21 protein-coding genes are annotated in these 21,286 nt (G+C 53.7%); 12 read left to right on the top strand and 9 right to left on the bottom strand.

Annotated elements, in window-relative coordinates:
* Nucleotides 1-54: 54 nt before the first annotated feature.
* Complete coding sequence (locus tag IB196_RS00690; protein ID WP_155021711.1) at nucleotides 55-1,191, bottom strand: HlyD family secretion protein; 1,137 nt, start codon at nucleotides 1,189-1,191, stop codon at nucleotides 55-57.
* 2 nt (nucleotides 1,192-1,193) lie between these two features.
* Nucleotides 1,194-1,556, bottom strand: a complete 363-nt coding sequence (locus tag IB196_RS00685; protein WP_040231593.1) for a DUF3302 domain-containing protein — start codon at nucleotides 1,554-1,556, stop codon at nucleotides 1,194-1,196.
* A gap of 533 nt (nucleotides 1,557-2,089) precedes the next feature.
* Between IB196_RS00685 and mtlA the strand changes: the two genes are divergently transcribed.
* The 3 genes from mtlA to mtlR all read left to right on the top strand — a co-directional run bounded on the left by mtlA (nucleotide 2,090) and on the right by mtlR (nucleotide 5,868).
* Entirely contained in the window at nucleotides 2,090-4,003 is a 1,914-nt protein-coding gene (gene mtlA / locus IB196_RS00680; RefSeq protein WP_188231971.1) for a PTS mannitol transporter subunit IICBA, read from the top strand.
* Nucleotides 4,004-4,132: 129 nt separating this feature from the next.
* Entirely contained in the window at nucleotides 4,133-5,281 is a 1,149-nt protein-coding gene (mtlD, locus tag IB196_RS00675; protein WP_188231970.1) for a mannitol-1-phosphate 5-dehydrogenase, read from the top strand.
* Complete coding sequence (gene mtlR, locus IB196_RS00670) at nucleotides 5,278-5,868, top strand: mannitol operon repressor MtlR (RefSeq protein WP_005120486.1); 591 nt, start codon at nucleotides 5,278-5,280, stop codon at nucleotides 5,866-5,868. The genes mtlD and mtlR overlap by 4 nt, the downstream gene beginning before the upstream one ends.
* 12 nt (nucleotides 5,869-5,880) lie before the next feature.
* Here the strand turns inward: mtlR and IB196_RS00665 are convergent, their stop codons facing one another.
* Nucleotides 5,881-6,087, bottom strand: coding sequence for a hypothetical protein (locus IB196_RS00665; protein WP_005120484.1), 207 nt, complete (start codon nucleotides 6,085-6,087; stop codon nucleotides 5,881-5,883).
* A gap of 292 nt (nucleotides 6,088-6,379) precedes the next feature.
* Between IB196_RS00665 and IB196_RS00660 the strand changes: the two genes are divergently transcribed.
* The 6 genes from IB196_RS00660 (at nucleotide 6,380) to trmL (ending at nucleotide 12,802) form a co-directional block, all read left to right on the top strand.
* Nucleotides 6,380-6,742, top strand: coding sequence for a YibL family ribosome-associated protein (locus IB196_RS00660; protein WP_048213700.1), 363 nt, complete (start codon nucleotides 6,380-6,382; stop codon nucleotides 6,740-6,742).
* A 262-nt stretch (nucleotides 6,743-7,004) separates the two neighbouring features.
* Nucleotides 7,005-8,660, top strand: coding sequence for an L-lactate permease (gene lldP, locus IB196_RS00655; protein ID WP_149691867.1), 1,656 nt, complete (start codon nucleotides 7,005-7,007; stop codon nucleotides 8,658-8,660).
* Entirely contained in the window at nucleotides 8,657-9,433 is a 777-nt protein-coding gene (lldR, locus tag IB196_RS00650; RefSeq protein WP_005120480.1) for a transcriptional regulator LldR, read from the top strand. The genes lldP and lldR overlap by 4 nt, the downstream gene beginning before the upstream one ends.
* The gene (gene lldD / locus IB196_RS00645; protein WP_149691868.1) at nucleotides 9,430-10,620 is read left to right on the top strand and encodes an FMN-dependent L-lactate dehydrogenase LldD; all 1,191 of its coding nucleotides are present in this window, start codon (nucleotides 9,430-9,432) and stop codon (nucleotides 10,618-10,620) included. The genes lldR and lldD overlap by 4 nt, the downstream gene beginning before the upstream one ends.
* A gap of 321 nt (nucleotides 10,621-10,941) precedes the next feature.
* Nucleotides 10,942-12,282, top strand: a complete 1,341-nt coding sequence (locus IB196_RS00640; RefSeq protein WP_188231969.1) for an aromatic acid/H+ symport family MFS transporter — start codon at nucleotides 10,942-10,944, stop codon at nucleotides 12,280-12,282.
* Nucleotides 12,283-12,328: 46 nt separating this feature from the next.
* Nucleotides 12,329-12,802 (top strand): tRNA (uridine(34)/cytosine(34)/5-carboxymethylaminomethyluridine(34)-2'-O)-methyltransferase TrmL, encoded by a 474-nt coding sequence (gene trmL, locus IB196_RS00635; protein WP_149691870.1) that lies wholly within the window; start codon nucleotides 12,329-12,331, stop codon nucleotides 12,800-12,802.
* An 86-nt stretch (nucleotides 12,803-12,888) separates the two neighbouring features.
* Here the strand turns inward: trmL and cysE are convergent, their stop codons facing one another.
* The 5 genes from cysE to IB196_RS00610 all read right to left on the bottom strand — a co-directional run bounded on the left by cysE (nucleotide 12,889) and on the right by IB196_RS00610 (nucleotide 16,057).
* Nucleotides 12,889-13,710 (bottom strand): serine O-acetyltransferase, encoded by an 822-nt coding sequence (gene cysE / locus IB196_RS00630; RefSeq protein ID WP_003024160.1) that lies wholly within the window; start codon nucleotides 13,708-13,710, stop codon nucleotides 12,889-12,891.
* A gap of 78 nt (nucleotides 13,711-13,788) precedes the next feature.
* Nucleotides 13,789-14,808 (bottom strand): NAD(P)H-dependent glycerol-3-phosphate dehydrogenase, encoded by a 1,020-nt coding sequence (gene gpsA, locus IB196_RS00625; RefSeq protein WP_003024157.1) that lies wholly within the window; start codon nucleotides 14,806-14,808, stop codon nucleotides 13,789-13,791.
* Nucleotides 14,808-15,275, bottom strand: coding sequence for a protein-export chaperone SecB (gene secB, locus IB196_RS00620; protein WP_003024155.1), 468 nt, complete (start codon nucleotides 15,273-15,275; stop codon nucleotides 14,808-14,810). The genes gpsA and secB overlap by 1 nt, the downstream gene beginning before the upstream one ends.
* A gap of 47 nt (nucleotides 15,276-15,322) precedes the next feature.
* Nucleotides 15,323-15,574, bottom strand: coding sequence for a glutaredoxin 3 (gene grxC, locus IB196_RS00615; protein WP_003024152.1), 252 nt, complete (start codon nucleotides 15,572-15,574; stop codon nucleotides 15,323-15,325).
* A gap of 51 nt (nucleotides 15,575-15,625) precedes the next feature.
* Entirely contained in the window at nucleotides 15,626-16,057 is a 432-nt protein-coding gene (locus IB196_RS00610) for a rhodanese-like domain-containing protein (RefSeq protein WP_005120473.1), read from the bottom strand.
* A 250-nt stretch (nucleotides 16,058-16,307) separates the two neighbouring features.
* Here IB196_RS00610 and gpmM point away from each other — a divergent pair, with 250 nt between their 5' ends.
* Genes gpmM through IB196_RS00595 form a run of 3 tightly spaced genes read left to right on the top strand, consistent with a single transcriptional unit; the run spans nucleotide 16,308 to nucleotide 20,120 of the window.
* Complete coding sequence (gene gpmM, locus IB196_RS00605) at nucleotides 16,308-17,852, top strand: 2,3-bisphosphoglycerate-independent phosphoglycerate mutase (RefSeq protein ID WP_040231588.1); 1,545 nt, start codon at nucleotides 16,308-16,310, stop codon at nucleotides 17,850-17,852.
* 33 nt (nucleotides 17,853-17,885) lie between these two features.
* Nucleotides 17,886-19,145, top strand: coding sequence for a murein hydrolase activator EnvC (gene envC / locus IB196_RS00600; protein ID WP_246803261.1), 1,260 nt, complete (start codon nucleotides 17,886-17,888; stop codon nucleotides 19,143-19,145).
* Nucleotides 19,146-19,148: 3 nt separating this feature from the next.
* Complete coding sequence (locus IB196_RS00595) at nucleotides 19,149-20,120, top strand: divergent polysaccharide deacetylase family protein (RefSeq protein ID WP_155021715.1); 972 nt, start codon at nucleotides 19,149-19,151, stop codon at nucleotides 20,118-20,120.
* Here the strand turns inward: IB196_RS00595 and IB196_RS00590 are convergent.
* On the bottom strand, nucleotides 20,107-21,141 hold the full coding sequence (locus IB196_RS00590) for a glycosyltransferase (RefSeq protein WP_040231585.1): 1,035 nt from the start codon (nucleotides 21,139-21,141) through the stop codon (nucleotides 20,107-20,109). The two genes, IB196_RS00595 and IB196_RS00590, sit on opposite strands and share 14 nt — an antisense overlap.
* Nucleotides 21,142-21,286: the final 145 nt, after the last annotated feature.

Raw genomic sequence — 21,286 nt, 5'->3', positions numbered from 1 at the left:
CAACAAAAATATCAGTATGGCTCAGGTCGCCGTAAATGGCAGGTGATGACGATCTCAATGATCCAAATAAAGATAATGCATCCAGCTGGTCATGCGCAGCAGCACTTTACGCATCACTGAAACGTGAGCGAAATGGTCGGAATAGACCGCCACCTGGGCATAGATACCGTCCGGCAGCGCATCCACATCGGCATTAGGATCCAACTCAATCGTGGCCAGCACGCCATCGGTTCCCGGGGTCACCGTCAGAGACTGCAATGCTCCCTGGGCCTGATAAGAACCGCCCGGTACAACCGGCAGAATGCTGGTGAGCTTGCCGGGGAATACCTGGCCTGGCAGCGCGTTGAAGACCACTTCCGCTTCATCACCCGGTTTAAGACGCAGCAACGAGTTCTGGCGGAATTGCGCCACGATTTGCCGTTTTTGTTCCGGAATAAACACCATCACCGGGCGCAGAGGCAGCGCGGCGGCGTAGGTTCCGGGCCGAATAAGCACCTGCGTAACATAGCCGTTGCTGGGGGCTCGGACGATAGTCTGCTCAAGATTGTATTTGGCTTCAGCGAGCTGAGCGCGCAGGGAGGCAACCTGAGATTGCTCCCCGTTGACCATACTGTCTAACTGACTCTGAATCTGCGTCTGTTCGGCAACGGAACCTTTTACCAGCGCATCCTGTGCCAGATAGTTCTGCCGCGCGTTGTCGATATCGCTTTCAGAGAAGGGATTAACCTTCGCCTGGCTGCCCTTCAAATAGCGTTGATAATCTTTATACAGACGATCGCGTTCCGCGGAAACGCGGGTAGTATTGGCGACAGCTTCAGAAAGTTGGGCTTTCAGATTGTCGATGTTGTGCGTGGCGGTAACAAGATCAGCCTGCAGTCGGTCCACTCGCGCCTGATAACGCACGGGATCGAGTTTAAATAACACCTCGCCTTTTTTAATTAGCTGATTATTTTTATCTGTCACCTCACTCACAATTCCCGTGACCTGCGGGGTTACAGGAATTGAAATAACCGCCTTTTGCGCCGTAAAGGTATACGGATGGTTATAGTTCATTAATAAGATGAGTCCCGCCACAATAAACACCCCACCTAATGCGGCGGTGGCAAGCGTCCATTGGTTTACCGGAATACGGAATATTTTAAAGATGGCCCAGGCAAATGCCACGTAAGTCAGGACAATCAACAAATCCATGATCAAATCTCCGGAAAGGTGGAGTTATCGTCTTTTTTCTCCCCATCCAGTCTTTTTTCCAACTGGGTTATGCGCGTAGCCAGCGCGGCAATGTCAGGGTCAGGTTCCTTCCCGGTCGGCGTAATGTGTGACTGCATCCCCCAGCCTCGTTCTGGCTGATAGAGCGTGGCCCAGATCCACAGGAACGGCCAGATGACGTGCAGCGTAAATAAGCTCACCCAACCCGCAGTATGGATGGCATCGGCATGGGGATGGTTGCGCTTCTTAGCCATGTTATAGGGAATATCATGGATGGCGATGATTCCGTAAAACAGAACCAGAAAAACGAAGATCAGCACACCTAACGCGAAATAGTTTAGAAACATACCCGCCTCGTATTCACGCTAATCAGAGCTTTCAATTGCAGGCAGCCGAAAGGAGTCATGACTGGTAATTTGAACATAATTGCAGTTAGTCATTTCCGCCATACCACCAGGGTATAAATTTGCAGGTTAACGGCTCGCGGGGTAGCAACAAGAAATGGGGGATGAAACAGAATCCGCGCCAGATCACATCAGGAGAAATCCCGACAAATATTTATTGCGAAGTAGATCACAAATACTCAACAAACAGCCAAAGCAAAAACGTGAACAACTTCACATTTAAGTACCTTTTTCAGCCCACTCTCGCGTAATGATGTTTTTTTATACCGGGATTTTGTGATCAAAATCACATTAAGTAATACCGTAAACCCTATATTTACGTGATATTGATCACACTAAAAGTCATCGACTGGACAGTTGAACGATTCAGTGCCAGATTTCGCAGTATCTACAGGGTCCGGCTACCTCCTGCCGCTACATTAACAAACCTCGGGCTTTCAGCCTGCGCGATAGCAAACATAAGAAGGGGTGTTTTTATGTCATCCGATATTAAGATCAAGGTGCAAAGCTTTGGTCGATTCCTCAGCAACATGGTGATGCCAAATATCGGCGCGTTTATCGCGTGGGGTATTATCACCGCATTATTCATTCCGACAGGGTGGTTGCCAAACGAAACGCTGGCGAAGCTGGTCGGCCCAATGATCACCTATCTGCTGCCGCTGTTGATCGGTTATACCGGTGGTAAGCTGGTTGGCGGCGAGCGTGGCGGCGTGGTCGGTGCTATCACCACCATGGGCGTTATCGTCGGCGCCGATATGCCGATGTTCCTCGGCGCGATGATCGCAGGTCCGCTGGGCGGCTGGGCTATCAAACATTTCGACGGCTGGGTAGACGGTAAGATCAAGTCCGGTTTTGAGATGCTGGTGAATAACTTCTCCGCTGGCATCATCGGGATGATCCTCGCGATTCTGGCATTCCTTGGCATTGGCCCATTGGTTGAAGCACTTTCCAAAATCTTGGCGGCAGGCGTTAACTTCATGGTTGTCCATGACATGCTGCCGCTGGCGTCTATCTTCGTTGAACCGGCGAAAATCCTGTTCCTCAACAACGCCATCAACCACGGTATTTTCTCACCGCTGGGTATTCAGCAGTCCCATGAGATGGGCAAATCCATCTTCTTCCTGATTGAAGCTAACCCGGGTCCGGGTATGGGCGTCCTGCTGGCATACATGTTCTTCGGTCGCGGCAGCGCTAAACAGTCTGCAGGCGGCGCGGCTATCATCCACTTCCTGGGTGGTATCCACGAAATTTACTTCCCGTACGTGCTGATGAACCCGCGTCTGATCCTGGCCGTCATCCTCGGCGGTATGACTGGCGTATTTACCCTGACTATCCTGAACGGCGGCCTGGTTTCTCCGGCCTCTCCGGGTTCTATTCTGGCCGTACTGGCAATGACGCCGAAGGGTGCTTACTTCGCCAACATCGCGGCAATTTGTGCGGCAATGGCGGTCTCCTTTGTGGTCTCGGCCATTCTGCTGAAAACCAGCAAAGTGAAAGAAGAAGATGACATTGAAGCCGCAACCCGTCGTATGAACGACATGAAAGCGGAATCCAAAGGCGCATCTCCGCTGGCGGCGGGCGACGTGACCAACGACCTGAGCCATGTGCGTAAAATCATTGTTGCCTGCGATGCCGGCATGGGTTCCAGCGCCATGGGTGCGGGCGTACTGCGTAAGAAAGTGCAGGATGCAGGGCTGTCGCAGATTTCCGTCACTAACAGCGCAATTAACAATCTGCCGCCGGATGTGGATCTGGTCATTACCCACCGTGACCTGACCGAACGCGCGATGCGCCAGGTTCCGCAGGCACAGCACATTTCGCTGACCAACTTCCTCGACAGCGGTCTGTACTCCAACCTGACCGAACGCCTGGTCGCTGCACAGCGCCACAACGTGAACGAAGAGAAAGTCCGCGATCACCTGCAAGACAGCTTTGAAGAGGGTGATACCCATCTGTTCAAACTGGGTGCGGAGAATATCTTCCTGGGCCGTAAAGCCACCAACAAAGAAGAAGCGATTCGCTTTGCCGGTGAGCAACTGGTGAAAGGCGGCTATGTTGAGCCAGAATACGTCGAGGCGATGCTGGACCGCGAAAAACTGACCCCGACTTACCTCGGCGAGTCTATCGCTGTACCGCACGGTACGGTTGAAGCCAAAGACCGCGTGCTGAAAACCGGCGTGGTATTCTGCCAGTATCCGGAAGGTGTACGTTTCGGTGAAGAAGAAGACGATATCGCCCGCCTGGTCATTGGTATCGCTGCGCGTAACAACGAGCACATCCAGGTGATCACCAGTCTGACCAACGCGCTGGATGACGAATCCGTGATCGAACGTCTGGCTCATACCACCAGCGTAGATGAAGTTCTGGAACTGCTGGCTGGTCGTAAGTAAGTCACATTGCCCGGTGGCGCTCATGCTTACCGGGCCTACGGTTCCCTCTCTCATACGGGAGAGGGTTAGGTTGAGGGAAAAGCCTCACCCCAGCCCTCTTGGGTAAAAACATTAATGAAGGTTAATACTATGAAAGCATTACATTTTGGCGCAGGTAATATCGGTCGTGGCTTTATCGGCAAACTGCTGGCGGACGCGGGGATACAGCTGACGTTCGCGGATGTAAATCAGGTCGTGCTCGATGCCCTGAATGCCCGTCATAGCTATCAGGTTCATGTGGTCGGTGAAAACGAGCAGGTTGATACCGTTTCCGGCGTCAACGCCGTGAGCAGCATCGGCGATGATGTCGTTGAACTGATTGCCCACGTAGATTTAGTCACCACCGCCGTCGGTCCGGTCGTGCTTGAGCGTATCGCTCCGGCCATCGCCAAAGGGCTGGTTAAACGCAAAGCGCAGGGTATCGTGACTCCGCTGAACATCATCGCCTGTGAAAACATGGTGCGCGGCACGACCCAGTTGAAAGGCCACGTAATGAACGCGCTGGCAGATGAAGACAAAGCCTGGGTTGAAGAACATGTTGGCTTCGTCGATTCCGCCGTAGACCGCATCGTTCCCCCTTCCGCTTCTGCGACCAACGACCCGCTGGAAGTCACCGTCGAAACCTTCAGTGAGTGGATTGTCGACAAAACGCAATTCAAAGGCGAACTGCCAAACATCCCGGGAATGGAATTAACTGATAACCTGATGGCATTTGTCGAACGTAAACTCTTCACGCTGAACACCGGGCATGCTATAACCGCGTACCTCGGAAAATTGACCGGTCATCAGACCATCCGTGACGCGATTCTCGACGAGAAAATCCGTGCAGTGGTAAAAGGTGCGATGGAAGAGAGCGGCGCGGTACTGATCAAACGCTATGGCTTTGATGCGGCAAAACATGCAGCATATATTCAGAAAATCCTCGGTCGCTTTGAAAACCCGTATCTGAAAGATGACGTTGAGCGCGTTGGCCGTCAGCCACTGCGTAAACTGAGCGCGGGCGACCGTCTGATTAAACCGCTACTGGGCACGCTGGAGTACGGCCTGCCGCACGCGAATCTGGTCACCGGTATTGCAGCAGCGATGCACTATCGCAGTGAAGAAGATCCGCAGGCACAGGAGCTGGCCACGCTGATTGACGAAAAAGGTCCGCAGGCCGCGCTGGCGCAGGTTTCCGGTCTGGATGCCAATAGTGATGTGGTGGCGGAGGCGGTTAACGCATATAACGCGACCAAATGATTGAGAATGTGGCGCAGGTCAGCCTGCGCCCAAATGACAGATTGTCAGATATGCAGGCAATAATGGAACAAACGCAGGCCTTTGAAAATCGTGTGCTTGAGCGTCTGAATGCTGGCAAAACCGTACGCAGCTTCCTCATCACCGCCGTAGAACTGCTCACCGAGGCGGTGAATATCCTTGTGCTTCAGGTATTTCGCAAAGATGACTATGCGGTAAAATATGCCGTAGAACCGTTGCTCGACGGTGACGGTCCGCTGGGCGATCTTTCCGTTCGTCTCAAACTCATCTATGGTCTGGGCGTACTCAGCCGCCCGGAATATGAAGATGCGGAACTGCTGATGGCGCTGCGGGAAGAGTTAAACCATGACGGCAATGAATACGCGTTCACCGACGACGAGATTCTTGGCCCGTTTGGCGAACTTCACTGCGTGACGGCACTCCCGCCGCCACCGCAGTTTGATACCTCAGACTCAGGTTTGCACGCTATGCAGATCCAGCGCTACCAGCAGATGGTGCGCTCCACGATGGTACTTTCCCTGACCGAGCTGATTTCTAAAATCAGCTTAAAAAAAGCCTTTCAAAAATAAGACCCTGCAGGCTTACTTCTCTTCCTGCTGCGGTCGATACAGTTGCCGATAGTACGCCAGACGTTGCAGATACAGCTGCGCGTTCTCCTGTGGTATTTCAGAAGGGACTACGTCGCGCGGCGGTGTTTTATTCAGATATTCGCGAAAAGCCTGGCTGGAAGCCATAAAATCGACGGTCTTATCAATCAGAACCGAAACGTTATCACCTATTTTCGCCATAATCTTCCCTCCTCCATGTATTAACCGCGCTCAGCCTGTGCGGTTGCTCTTTTAAGTTTAGGATCGGTTGGGCGATTATATTAAGGAAAACGTGCTTCGCTATAAACCCGCCAATAAAAAGCGCCATGCCCAATCTTATCGCTTAAAGTCCCTTATTAATCAAAACAGTAGCATTACCATTAGCTTAATAATACTTGCGGTATTTGATTATTTATCTTCGATGAGTTGTGAATAATCCCGCTCTGCGCGCATACTATAGGATATTCATCCTATTTTTATCAGAAGCTATCCTATGAAAGAAGTCGAAAAAAACGAAATTAAACGCCTGAGCGATCGTCTTGACGCTATCCGCCACCAACAGGCTGACCTGTCCCTGGTTGAAGCCGCCGACAAATATGCCGAGCTGGAGCAAGAGAAAGAAACTCTGGAAACTGAGATCGCACGACTGCGTGAAGTACACGGCCAAAAGCTGAGTAAAGAAGCACAGAAGCTCAGCAAACTCCCGTTCCGCCGTGCCATCACCAAAAAAGAACAGGCCGACATGGGCAAGCTGAAGAAGAGCGTGCGCGGCCTGATCGTCGTCCACCCGATGACCGAGCTTGGCCGTGAAATGGGCCTGAAAGAGATGACGGGCTTCGCGAAAAGCGAGTTCTAATCTGCCACCGGGCAACACTCGCTTGCCCGGTCCTTCTCTTCCCCTCGCAATTGGCCCTACCAATTTCAGTCAGATCCTACCAGCACCTCACATTTCATTAAAATGTGCGTACAATACCGTTGCCAATAAATAACATTTGATTAACCATTCATTGTCATTACCCCTACACAACAATATTGGCAGGGCCACTTTTACACATAGTGTGACGAAGAGATGAGCACAGACTCATTGCATTATGTCAGCGGCCCCCAGGAGACCTGCAATGAATCTCTGGCAACAAAACTACGACCCGGCCGGTAACATCTGGCTTTCAAGCCTGATTGCCTCGCTACCTATTCTGTTCTTTTTCTTCGCGCTGATTAAGCTCAAGCTGAAAGGCTATATTGCGGCATCGTGGACGGTGGTCATTGCCCTGTCGGTCGCCTTATTGTTCTACAAAATGCCGGTCGATCACGCGCTGGCATCCGTGGTGTACGGTTTCTTCTATGGTCTGTGGCCGATTGCCTGGATCATTATTGCGGCGGTATTCGTCTATAAAATCTCGGTCAAGACCGGGCAGTTCGACATTATCCGTTCGTCGATTCTCTCCATCACCCCTGACCAGCGTCTGCAAATGATCATCGTGGGCTTCTGTTTTGGGGCGTTTCTGGAAGGTGCCGCTGGTTTTGGTGCGCCCGTCGCGATTACCGCTGCGCTGCTGGTTGGCCTCGGCTTTAACCCGCTGTATGCAGCAGGTTTGTGCCTGATCGTAAACACCGCGCCAGTCGCTTTTGGGGCAATGGGCATTCCGATTCTGGTTGCCGGTCAGGTCACCGGGCTGGACAGTTTTGAAATCGGCCAGATGGTGGGCCGCCAGTTGCCGTTCCTGACGATTATCGTACTGTTCTGGATCATGGCGATTATGGACGGCTGGCGCGGCGTGAAAGAGACCTGGCCTGCGGTGATGGTCGCTGGCGGCTCGTTTGCTATCGCGCAGTACCTCAGCTCTAACTTTATCGGGCCGGAACTGCCGGACATCATCTCTTCTCTGGTTTCTCTGGTCTGCCTGACGCTGTTCCTGAAACGCTGGCAGCCGGTGCGCATCTTCCGCTTTGGCGACATGGGCGCTTCCCAGGTCGATCAGACGCTGGCTCGCACCCGTTATACCGTTGGACAGGTGATCCGCGCCTGGTCGCCATTCCTGTTCCTGACGGCAACGGTCACGCTGTGGAGCATCCCGCCGTTTAAAGCGCTGTTTGCCCCTGGCGGCGCGATGTACCACTGGGTGGTCAATATTCCGGTTCCGTTCCTCGACAAACTGGTAGCCCGCATGCCGCCGGTGGTACACGAAGCCACAGCCTACGCGGCGGTGTACAAGTTCGACTGGTTCTCGGCAACCGGTACCGCCATTCTGTTTGCCGCGCTGCTGTCTATCGTCTGGCTGAAAATGAAGCCGTCTGCCGCTCTGCAAACCTTTGGCAGCACGCTAAAAGAGCTGGCGCTGCCCATCTATTCCATCGGAATGGTGCTGGCATTCGCGTTTATCTCTAACTACTCCGGTCTTTCATCAACCCTGGCATTGGCTCTGGCGCACACCGGTAACGCCTTTACCTTCTTCTCGCCGTTCCTCGGCTGGCTGGGGGTATTCCTGACCGGTTCAGACACCTCATCAAACGCACTGTTCGCAGCCCTGCAGGCAACGGCAGCTCAGCAGATTGGCGTCTCCGATGTCCTGCTGGTTGCGGCGAATACCACCGGCGGCGTGACCGGTAAGATGATCTCCCCGCAGTCAATCGCCATCGCCTGTGCGGCCGTGGGGCTGGTGGGTAAAGAATCTGACCTGTTCCGCTTTACCGTGAAACACAGCCTGATTTTCACCTGTATGGTCGGTGTGATTACCACGCTGCAGGCCTATGTCTTAACCTGGATGATTCCATGATTGTGATGCCCAGACGCCTGTCAGACGAGGTCGCATCTCGTGTGCGGGCGCTGATTGAAGAACAACAGCTGGAGGCGGGCATGAAATTGCCCGCCGAGCGCCAGCTGGCCGTACAGCTCGGCGTATCCCGTAACTCACTGCGCGAGGCGTTAGCCAAGCTGGTAAGTGAAGGTGTGCTGATTAGCCGTCGTGGCGGCGGGACGTTTATCCGCTGGCAGCATGAAGCGTGGTCCGAACAAAACATTGTTCAGCCACTGAAAAGTCTGATGGCGGACGACCCTGATTACAGCTTCGATATTCTCGAAGCCCGCCACGCCATTGAGGCCAGCACTGCCTGGCACGCCGCCATGCGCGCCACAGCCGCCGACAAAGAGAAAATCAGGCTCTGTTTCGAGGCCACACAAAGTGAAGATCCGGATCTCGCTTCACAAGCAGACGTTCGCTTTCACCTTGCCATCGCTGAAGCCTCACACAACGTGGTGCTGCTACAGACCATGCGTGGTTTCTTCGACGTATTGCAGTCTTCGGTAAAACAGAGTCGCCAGCGTATGTACCTGGTGCCACCGGTGTTTTCACAGCTCACAGAACAACACCTTGCTGTGCTGGACGCGATTGTCTCCGGAGACGCCGATGGCGCGCGGAAGGCGATGATGGCGCACCTCAGTTTTGTCCATACCACCATTAAACGCTTTGATGAAGACCAGGCCCGCCAGGCGCGTATCACCCGTCTGCCCGGTGACCATAATGAAATTAGCAGGGAGAACAACACATGATTATTTCAGCAGCCAGCGATTATCGCGCCGCAGCCCAGCGCATTCTGCCCCCTTTCCTGTTCCACTACATTGACGGTGGCGCGTACGCGGAGCATACCCTGCGCCGTAACGTGGAAGATTTATCAGAGGTGGCACTCCGCCAGCGCGTGCTGAAGAACATGTCAGATCTCAGTCTGGAAACCACCCTGTTTAACGAAAAACTGTCGATGCCGGTGGCCCTCGCGCCTGTCGGTTTATGCGGCATGTATGCACGCCGGGGCGAAGTTCAGGCCGCCGCCGCCGCTGATGCTAAAGGCATTCCGTTTACGCTTTCGACGGTATCCGTCTGCCCAATTGAAGAAGTCGCCCCGACCATCAAGCGTCCAATGTGGTTCCAGCTGTATGTCCTGCGCGATCGCGGCTTTATGCGTAACGCCCTGGAGCGTGCCAAAGCGGCAGGCTGCTCCACGCTGGTCTTTACTGTCGATATGCCCACGCCAGGCGCCCGCTACCGTGATGCCCATTCCGGTATGAGTGGTCCAAATGCGGCACTGCGCCGCTACTGGCAGGCAGTCACCCATCCACAATGGGCATGGGACGTTGGCCTGAACGGTCGCCCGCATGATTTAGGCAATATCTCGACCTATCTTGGCAAACCCACCGGCCTTGAGGATTACATCGGTTGGCTGGCGAATAACTTCGATCCGTCTATTTCCTGGAAAGACCTCGAGTGGATCCGTGAATTCTGGGATGGTCCGATGGTGATCAAAGGGATCCTCGATCCAGAAGATGCCCGAGACGCCGTGCGCTTTGGCGCCGACGGGATTGTGGTGTCAAACCACGGTGGGCGCCAGTTAGATGGCGTGCTTTCTTCCGCCCGCGCGCTGCCCGCCATTGCCGACGCGGTAAAAGGCGATATTGCGATTCTGGCCGACAGCGGGATCCGCAACGGCCTGGACGTGGTGCGCATGATTGCACTGGGTGCGGATAGCGTGCTGCTGGGCCGTGCTTATCTGTACGCGCTGGCAACCCACGGTCAGGCCGGTGTGGCGAATCTGCTGAACCTGATCGAGAAAGAGATGAAGGTGGCGATGACACTGACCGGTGCGAAAACCATTAGCGAAATCAACCGCGACTCGCTGGTACAGGAACTGGGCAAGAGCCTGCCTGCCGCATTGGCTCCTCTGGTTCAGGGTAGCGCAGCGTAACAATCCCCCCGTAACCCCCCTTTTTCTCAATGGTCGGCCTGTTTTCAGCCCGACCATTTTTTATTCGAAAAATAACGATCGGTTAACATTTACAACCAATATATTTGACAATTATTTTTCCACCTGCCAAATGTATATACAAGCTAATACAACAGCATTTTATACATGTACCCTAAATAATTCGAGCTGCAGGAAGGCGGCGACGCAGCGAATCTCAGGAGCGTACATAAGTACGTGACTGGGGTGAGCGAGTAAAGCCAACGCACATGCAGCTTGAAGTATGACGGGTAGATAACAACCATCATAACGGGCGAGGGTGACATGGCTTATTCCGGAAAAGTGAATATCCAGCAGGCGATAGATGACAGTCGTTTTTCACAGTTTCACTGGGTCATTATTGTCCTGGGCTTTCTGGTTTTAGCCATTGACGGCTTCGATACGGCGGCGATGGGCTATATTGCGCCCACGCTCTCAGCCGACTGGGGCATCAAAAAGCAGGATCTTGGACCGGTGTTAAGCGCCGCGCTACTGGGCCTCTCATTTGGCGCCCTGCTGGCGGGACCGATTTCCGATCGTATGGGCCGTAAACGCGTGCTGGTCTTTTCCTGTCTGTTCTTTGGCCTCGCCAGTCTGGGTACAGCGTATGCCGAGACGCTGAATATGCTCACATTTTGGCGCTTTCTCACCGGGCTGGGTCTTGGCGCAGCAATGCCCAATGCCATCACCCTGGTCTCAGAATTTGCCCCTAAACGTTGCCGTTCAATGGCGATTAACACCATGTACTGTGGTTTTCCGCTCGGCGCGGCAGGCGGCGGAGTGATCTCTTCCTGGCTGATTCCCAACTACGGCTGGCACAGCGTCCTGCTCGCCGGTGCAATCGCCCCGCTGGCGCTGACCGTACTGTTGGTGCTGTTCCTGCCGGAGTCGGTTAAGTATCTGGTTCATCGGGGTAAAGGGGTTGCACAGGTTAAACGCATTGCTCAACGCTTTATGTCGGGGAGTCTGGAACAGGTCACCCAGTTTTACCTGGAAGAAGATCGGGTGGCGGTCAAAAAAGGCAGCGTAGCGCAGCTATTCAGTATGCCCTGGCTGCCGGGTACGCTGATGCTGTGGATGACCTACTTTATGGGGTTGGTTATCTATTACGTACTGCTCAGCTGGATGCCTACGCTGATGCTGGGAATGGGCTATCCGCTGGCTGAATCCGCCTGGCTGACGTCACTGTTTACCTTCGGCGGTACTGCGGGGATCCTGCTGGCCGGTTGGTTAATGGATCGCTGGGAAGCACATAAAGTGGTGTCACTCGGCTTTATTCTGACGATGCTGTTTGCCCTCGCTCTCGGGTTTGAACATAACCATATCATCCTGTTCGGCGCACTGATCTTCCTGATGGGGATTACCATGAACGGCGCGCAGTCCGGACTGCAGACGCTGGCCGCCACGTTTTACCCCACTCATTGCCGCGCAACCGGCATTGCCTGGATGCAAGGTGTGGGCCGCTTTGGCGGCGTCGCCGGCACCATGACCAGCGCCCAACTGCTGTCCATGCAATGGCAGGCTGATAGCATACTGATGTTCCTCAGCGTTCCGGCGCTGGTCGCCGCTGCCGCGATGATTTACAAGCTGCAACGCTATAAACCCCAGTCGCTGACCGTCGCATAGTACCCGCTCTTTCTGTTATTCTGCCCCCCGCTATTAAGGGGGCAGTATGCTTAACATCGTATTATTTGAACCAGAAATCCCGCCAAATACCGGCAATATTATCCGTCTTTGCGCCAATACCGGCTTTCGTCTGCATATTATTGAGCCAATGGGCTTTGCCTGGGACGACAAGCGGCTGCGTCGCGCGGGGCTGGATTACCACGAATTTACCGCCGTGCTGCGCCACCCTGATTACACCGCCTTTGCGGCCGCAGAAAATCCGCAACGTCTGTTTGCCCTGACCACCAAAGGTACGCCAGCGCATAGCGCGGTAAGCTATCAGGACGGGGATTATCTGATGTTTGGCCCGGAAACACGCGGTCTGCCTGCCAGCATTCTCGACGCGTTGCCTGCCGAACAAAAAATTCGTATTCCGATGATGCCGGACAGCCGCAGCATGAACCTGTCTAACGCGGTGTCAGTAGTGGTGTATGAGGCCTGGCGCCAGCTAGGTTATCCTGGCGCGGTATTGCGTAGTTGATTTTTGTCGGATGGCGGCTGACGCCTTATCCGACCTACGGGGTTTGTAGGCCCGGTAAGCACTGCGCCACCGGGCATAGCTCGAAATCAGATGCCATCGCCGTATTCGAAAGTATGATGTATCCCGTTGAAATGCTGATCCATATCCATAGATGGCTTATCGCTGTCAGGCTTGCCGACGATGCGCGCCGGAACGCCTGCGGCGGTTGTATGCGGGGGTACCGGCTGTAAAACGACGGAACCTGCGCCAATCTTCGCGCCACGCCCGACTTCAATGTTGCCGAGAATTTTTGCTCCCGCGCCAATCATCACGCCTTCACGAATTTTCGGATGACGGTCGCCGCCTGCTTTACCGGTCCCGCCAAGCGTGACGGATTGCAGAATAGAGACGTCGTTTTCAATTACCGCCGTTTCGCCCACTACAATACCTGTAGCGTGGTCGAGCATAATACCGCGACCAATTTTTGCCGCCGGATGGATGTCCACCTGGAAGGTAACAGAGACCTGATTTTGCAGGAAGATCGCCAATGCCTGACGCCCCTGATGCCATAGCCAGTGGCCGATGCGGTAGGCCTGAAGCGCGTGAAAGCCCTTCAGATAAAGAAGTGGGGTGGAATATTTATCGACGGCCGGGTCACGCGTGCGTACCGCCTGAATATCGCAAGCCGCCGAGGCAATCATTTCAGGATCGGCCGCGTAGGCCTCTTCCACGACTTCGCGAATCGCAATAGCAGGCATGATCGGAGAAGCGAGTTTATTCGCCAGCATATAGCTCAGCGCACTGCCGAGGTTTTCATGCTTGAGCAGCGTTGCGTGGTAAAAACTGGCCAGCATTGGCTCACATTCCGCCAGTGCCCGGGCTTCCGCTTTAATGTTTTTCCAGACGATATCCAGTTCTTCACACGGCATTGCGTACTCCAGAAGGTAGCAAAACGACCAACCCGTTCTACGCGGGTCGGGTCGTTAGATTGAAACGGTTCCTTACGGCTAGTGGCTGCTTCGCTCGTCCTTGCGCGCACGACCTAATAACGTCAATGCTGCCTCGCGCGCATTTTTTCCGCAATACAATACTTGATAAATTTCCTCGGTTATTGGCATCTCGACACCAAAACGGTGCGCCAATTCACGAACTTCTTTCGTATTGCGGTAGCCTTCAACCACCTGGCCAATCTTGTCCTGCGCACCCTGCACGTCCATACCCTGGCCGAGCATCATGCCAAAACGACGGTTACGCGACTGGTTGTCGGTACAGGTCAGCACCAGATCGCCTAAACCCGCCATCCCCATAAAGGTGGCAGGATCGGCACCCAGCGCCGCGCCAAGGCGAGACATTTCGGTCAGTCCGCGAGTGATCAATGCGGTTCGCGCATTCGCGCCGAAGCCGATGCCGTCAGACATCCCCGCGCCAATCGCAATGACGTTTTTCACCGCGCCGCCAAGCTGCACGCCAATGAAATCCGGGTTGCTGTAGACGCGGAAGCTTTTGCCGCAGTGCAGCAACTGCTGGAGATCGTCAGCAAAGGCGTCGTCCGTCGAGGCCAGAGAAATCGCCGTCGGCATGCCCGCCGCCAGCTCTTTGGCGAACGTCGGACCGGAGATAACCGCCAGCGGGATAGAATCACCCAGCGCTTCGCGCGCGACGTCCTGCAGCAGACGCCCCGTTTCCGCTTCCAGACCTTTTGTCGCCCAGACCAGCCGCGCGTCAGGACGCATCAGCGGTTTGATGTTACGCAGCACTTCGCCAAAGACGTGGCTCGGTACCACCACCAGAATATTACGACTGGCGGCCAGCGCAGTGGCTAAATCACTTTCCAGGCGCAGCGTTTCGGGAAAAGGCACATCAGGGAGGAATGCGACGTTGCAGCGATCGTGCTCAAGGGTCGCGATATGTTTCGGATCATGACCCCACAGGACAACCTGATGGCCATTTCTTGCCAGGGTGATGGCAAGAGCGGTGCCGTACGAGCCGGCACCAATCACAGTCATTGAAGCATTACTTTGGTTCATCAGGCATCCTGATGTTCTTCAGTACCTTCGCCAGCCTGCTGCTGTAAATAGTTCATGAACAGCGCATCAAAGTTGACCGGCGCAAGGTTCAGTTGCGGGAATGTACCGCGTGAAACCAGGCTGGTGATGCATTCGCGGGCATACGGGAACAGAATGTTCGGGCAGTATGCGCCAAGGCAATGCGCCATCTGAGTCCCTTCAATACCACTGATGGAGAAAATACCGCCCTGCTGAACTTCGCACAGAAACGCCGTTTCTTCACCCAGAGAAGCCGTTACGGTGACACGCAGCACTACTTCATACACATCATCTGCCAGTTGGGTAGATGCGGTATCTAGATCCAGTTTAACCTCTGGCTGCCAATCTTTCTGGAAAACATGCGGTGCATTTGGCGCTTCGAAAGACACATCCTTGGTATAAATACGTTGGATCTGGAAAGCCATTTCAGTGTTATTTTGTTCTGACATGTTGAGAAAACCCTTTAGTGTTGTCCTTTAAATACTATCCGTACGCCTTAACGCAGCAGGGGATCCAGTCCACCACGCGCATCCAACGCATACAAGTCGTCACAACCACCAATGTGCTGTGCATCAATAAAAATCTGCGGAACCGTTGTACGGCCACTGCGTTTGATCATCTCTTCACGCTTCACGGCATCGCCGTCAATCGGAAGTTCCTGGAAACTCACGCCCTTGCTGTTCAACAGCGCTTTTGCGCGATGGCAAAACGGGCAGGTTGCTTTGGTATAGATCTCAATATTGGCCATGCCTTATCTCCAGTGTTCTTTTGCCCTGCAGGATAAAAGACGACGGGTAAATTACTTGCCGCGAACCAGTGGCAGATTCTCACCACTCCAGCCCGCTACGCCGTCTTTCAGTACAGATACCTGCTCAAAACCGGCTTTAATCAGCGCAGTTGCTGAATCCTGGCACTGCATACCAGAGCCATCAACCACAATAACAGGTTTGTTTTTGTGTTTTTCCAGCTCACCAAAGTTGTTGGCTTTGATTTCGCTCGGCAGCAGGTTAGTGGAGCCTGCGATATGGCCTTTGCGGAAGTCGTCGCGCTGACGTAAATCGACGATAACGGCGTCTTCTTTATTGATGAGACGTGTAGCTTCGCCGCGCGTAATCACCTTCACTTTTGAGGTCAGGCTTTTAAACGTGGTAAACAATACAGCCGCCAGTAACGCAATCCAGGCGATACTCAAGACAGGGTGGCGACTAACAAATTGCATAATTTCTTGCATGGGGGGTAACAACTCCCGACTCAGTGATTAAAAAAAACCAGGAAAGGAGTATACCTGCGCGTTGGCGCAAATACAGCCAGAGCGTGCATTGGATTGCATTTTTGCGGGGCGCTACGGAAAAAAAAATGTAAATCAGTGTTCCCCCTGGCACGCGATCCCCCATTATTTGATCTTCGGGGGCTACTTTATCGATTCAGCTGTAGTAAAATTATGCAATTATTTTTTATCTATTGAGTGTGAGGTTGTCGCAATGTCGGTTTCTAAAAAACCTATGGTACTGGTGATTCTGGATGGCTATGGCTATCGTGAAGACAGCCAGGATAACGCCATCTTTAATGCCAAAACCCCGGTAATGGATGCGCTGTGGGCAAAACGTCCGCATACCCTGATTGATGCGTCTGGTCTGGAAGTCGGCCTGCCCGATCGCCAGATGGGCAACTCCGAAGTGGGTCACGTCAACCTGGGCGCGGGCCGCATCGTGTATCAGGACCTGACCCGTCTGGACGTTGAAATCAAAGAACGTACTTTCTTCGCTAACCCGGTGCTGACCGATGCGGTCGACCAGGCAAAAAATAGCGGCAAAGCGGTACACATCATGGGTCTGCTCTCTGCTGGCGGCGTTCACAGCCACGAAGATCACATCATGGCGATGGTAGAAATGGCCGCTGAACGCGGTGCTGAGAAAATCTATCTGCACGCTTTCCTTGATGGCCGTGATACCCCGCCGCGCAGCGCTGAACATTCACTGCAGAAATTCGAAGAGAAATTTGCCGCGCTGGGCAAAGGCCGCGTGGCGTCCATCATCGGCCGTTACTACGCCATGGACCGCGACAACCGTTGGGATCGCGTGGAACAGGCTTATGACCTGATGACGCTGGCAAAAGGCGAGTTCCAGTTCGCTACGGCGGTTGAAGGTCTGCAGGCCGCTTATGCCCGTGACGAAAACGACGAATTCGTTAAAGCCACCGTGATCCGTGCTGAAGGCCAGGCTGAAGCCGCTATGGAAGACGGCGATACGCTGATTTTCATGAACTTCCGTGCTGACCGTGCGCGTGAAATCACCCGTGCGTTTGTTAACGCTGACTTCGACGGCTTCGCCCGTAAGAAAGTCGTTAACCTCAACTTTGTGATGCTGACCGAATATGCGGCCGACATCAAAACTGCGGTTGCTTACCCACCAGCATCTCTGGCCAACACCCTTGGCGAGTGGATGGCGAAGAACGACAAAACGCAGTTGCGTATTTCCGAAACCGAAAAATATGCACACGTAACCTTTTTCTTTAACGGCGGCGTAGAAGAGCCGTTCAAAGGCGAAGACCGTATTCTGATCAACTCACCGAAAGTCGCAACCTACGATCTGCAGCCGGAAATGAGCTCTGCTGAACTGACCGAAAAACTGGTTGCTGCGATTGAGAGCGGGAAGTACGACACCATCATCTGTAACTACCCGAACGGCGACATGGTTGGTCACACCGGGGTGATGGAGGCAGCGGTTAAAGCGGTTGAAGCGCTGGATCACTGCGTTGAGCAGGTGGCTAAAGCGGTTGAATCCGTTGGCGGCCAGCTGCTGATCACCGCGGACCACGGTAACGCAGAGCAAATGCGCGATCCGTCCACCGGTCAGGCGCATACCGCGCATACCAACCTGCCGGTTCCACTGATTTATGTTGGTGGCAAAAACGTCAAAGCAGTCGAAGGCGGTAAACTTTCTGATATCGCCCCGACGATGCTGACGCTGATGGGTATGGAAATCCCGCAAGAGATGACTGGTAAGCCGCTGTTCATCGTGGAATAATCCCTCCCCATGAGGGGAAAGGCGATTAATACCATCACTCGGGCCGTGAAACCGCGTAAGTTTTCAGTCAGGCCCTTGTTCTACGCCAGCGCGCTTAGCGCTGGCGTATTGCTGTGCGCCTTTTCCGCCCACGCGGACGAACGCGACCAGCTCAAATCTATTCAGGCCGATATCGCGGCAAAAGAACGCGCGGTACGCCAACAACAACAACAACGCGCCACCCTCCTCGCACAACTTAAAGCTCAGGAACAAGCCATCGCCGTTGCCGCAAGGCAGCTGCGCGAAACGCAAAACTCACTGGCACAGCTGAACGCGCAAATCGCAGAGATGAACGCCGCGCTCGCGAAGCTGGAAAAGCAACGAGCAGCGCAAGAGCGCAGTCTGGCAGCCCAGTTAGACGCCGCGTTTCGCCAGGGTGAACACACCGGTATTCAGCTCATCCTTAGCGGTGAAGAAAGCCAGCGCGGGCAACGCCTGCAGGCCTATTTCGGCTATCTGAACCAGGCGCGCCAGGAGACTATCGCACAGCTGAAGCAAACCCGCGAAGAGGTCGATTCGCAGAAAGCCGAGCTGGAAGATAAACAGAGCGAACAACAGACGCTGCTGTACGAACAGCGCGCTCAGCAGGCTAAGCTGGAGCAGGCGCGTAATGAACGCCAGAAGACGCTCGCGAGTCTGGAGTCGTCGATTCAACAAGGTCAGCAGCAGCTGGGCGAAATGCGCGCCAACGAATCACGCCTGCGCAATAGCATTGCTCGCGCCGAAGCCGCCGCAAAAGCCCGCGCAGAGCGTGAAGCGCGTGAGGCGCAGGCCGTACGTGATAAGCAGCAGGAAGCATCACGCAAAGGTTCAACCTACAAGCCAACCGAAAGCGAAAAATCACTGATGTCGCGTACCGGTGGTTTAGGTTCGCCGCGCGGCCAGGCGTTCTGGCCCGTTCGTGGTCCAACGCTACATCGCTATGGCGAGCAGCTGCAAGGTGAGCTACGTTGGAAAGGGATGGTTATTGGTGCCTCCGAAGGTACCGAAGTTAAAGCCATCGCCGATGGTCGCGTCATTCTGGCGGACTGGCTGCAGGGCTATGGACTGGTCGTCGTGGTTGAACACGGTAAAGGCGATATGAGCCTGTACGGTTACAACCAAAGCGCATTGGTCAGCGTGGGTACACAGGTTCGCGCCGGGCAGCCAATTGCACTTGTGGGTAGCAGCGGCGGTCAGGGCAGGCCGGCACTCTATTTCGAAATTCGTCGCCAGGGTCAGGCGGTCAATCCACAGCCGTGGTTGGGAAGATAAGTTTTGCCTCAGTTTCGTCGTACTTTGCTCTCACTCGCCAGCCTGCTGGCATTCGCAACACCTGTTTTCGCCGGCAAACTTGCTATCGTCATTGATGATTTCGGTTATCGTCCGCAAACAGAAAACCAGGTGCTGGCAATGCCTTCCACTGTCTCTGTTGCCGTCCTGCCAAACGCGCCACATGCACGTGAAATGGCGACTAAAGCGCATAACAGTGGACATGAAGTGTTAATCCATCTGCCGATGGCTCCGCTGAGCAAGCAACCGCTGGAGAAAGACACGTTACGCCCGGAGATGAGCAGCGAAGAAATTGAACGGATTATTCGCGACGCGGTAAGCAAAGTGCCGTATGCAGTGGGACTGAACAACCACATGGGTAGTGCGATGACGTCCAGCCTGTTCGGCATGCAGAAGGTGATGCAAGCTCTGGAGCGCTACGACCTCTACTTCCTCGACAGTATGACCATCGGCAACAGCCAGGCCATGCGCGCGGCGGCAGGAACCGGGGTGAAGGTCATCAAACGCAAAGTCTTCCTCGACGATACACAAAACGAAGCGGATATTCGCCGTCAGTTTAATCGTGCCGTCGAACTTGCGCGTCGTAACGGGTCAGCGATTGCCATCGGGCACCCCCACCCTTCTACGGTACGCGTATTGCAGCAGATGCTGTATAGCCTGCCAGCCGATATTACGCTGGTTCGTCCGAGCAACCTGCTTAATGAGCCGCAGATCGATACCTCCAGACCTAACCTCACTCCACCGAGAAACGGTACGCCAGATGCGCCGCGTAATCCTTTCCGTGGGGTGAAACTGTGCAAACCGAAACAACCTCTGGAGCCGGTTTACGCCAACCGATTCTTTAGCGTGCTAGAGGAAAGCATCACACAAAGCACGCTGGTGCAATATATGAGACTGCAGTGGCAGGGCTGGGGGAACACATCCTCACCCAGCACAATGAACGCTAACGCAGATTAAGCGCTTTTCGGGCAATACGCGAAGGCGATGATGTTTTATCGCGCCATTTCCATAGACGGAATGACCATAGCAGCGCCTGGTACAATACTTTGGCACTGCGTACGTTAGTTATCATGCGCTTATACATACCAGAGACAAAAATCTCTGCGATCATGCGCTGACGAATATGCACATCCTGTTCTTTACGGACTGCATGGCATACGCGCAATGCTTCATAGGTGACTTGCTGATGAAATTCCGGATAAATAGTAATCCGATCGGCATATTTACGGTTCAACCTATCCAATAACCGCGTAATTTTAATATAATGCCGCTGGTAGTTGAGATTTTTTAAACCTTGTCGTTTAAGACGGCTGATTGATTGATCATGTAAGAAGTATTTATATAAAGATTGCTCGGTATATCGCACGCGTACAGCGTTAAACATAAACTCCGTCGTCCAGACAATATCCTGGTGATGTAACCCCGGAATAAATGTTATTTTATTTCTCTCAATAACATCCCGGCGATAAATTCCCATCCAGACCACATGTGTCCAGCGGCGTGAAGCCAACGCCATACGTAACCAGTCAGGGCCGGTCAACACCCCCGTAGACCGAAGACGATCCGTCGGTATTGATTGCCAGGTCTGTCCCGTTTCAAGAATGCACCAGTCGGAATTACACTGTGCTAAATCCAGGTCATCCTGAATTGCCATGGTCATCAGGGTTTCGTACATATTGGGATAAACCAGGTCATCGGCATCGACAAATGCAACGTAATCCCCTTTGGCCGCTTCCAGGCCACGGTTACGCGCTACGGATGCCCCTGCGTTAGCCTGATGCAACAACCGTACGTGGGGATAGTTGTCCGCATAATGTTGCGCAATATCAACAGAATTATCCGTTGAACCATCATTCACAATGATGATCTCTAGCGCAGTCCATGTCTGTGCGATCAAAGATTCCATGCAATCCCGAAAACTATCACCCACGTTATACAACGGAATAATAACACTCAACATATTTGTGCAGTTTCTCATCAGCTAACCCAGGTTTGTCATTACACTGATGACTTTTACTACGGTTTCATTAAGGAATTATTAAGGTTAGAATGTATTTATGGGCAGAAACGCTGCAGTGAAAGTGTCTGGTTTGAGAAAGATGCCCTGCTACGCCTGCGTTCAG

Source organism: Citrobacter sp. C6_1, from assembly GCF_014596835.2.
Lineage (GTDB): Bacteria > Pseudomonadota > Gammaproteobacteria > Enterobacterales > Enterobacteriaceae > Citrobacter > Citrobacter pasteurii.
This window is presented reverse-complemented; position numbering and strand designations above follow the sequence as displayed.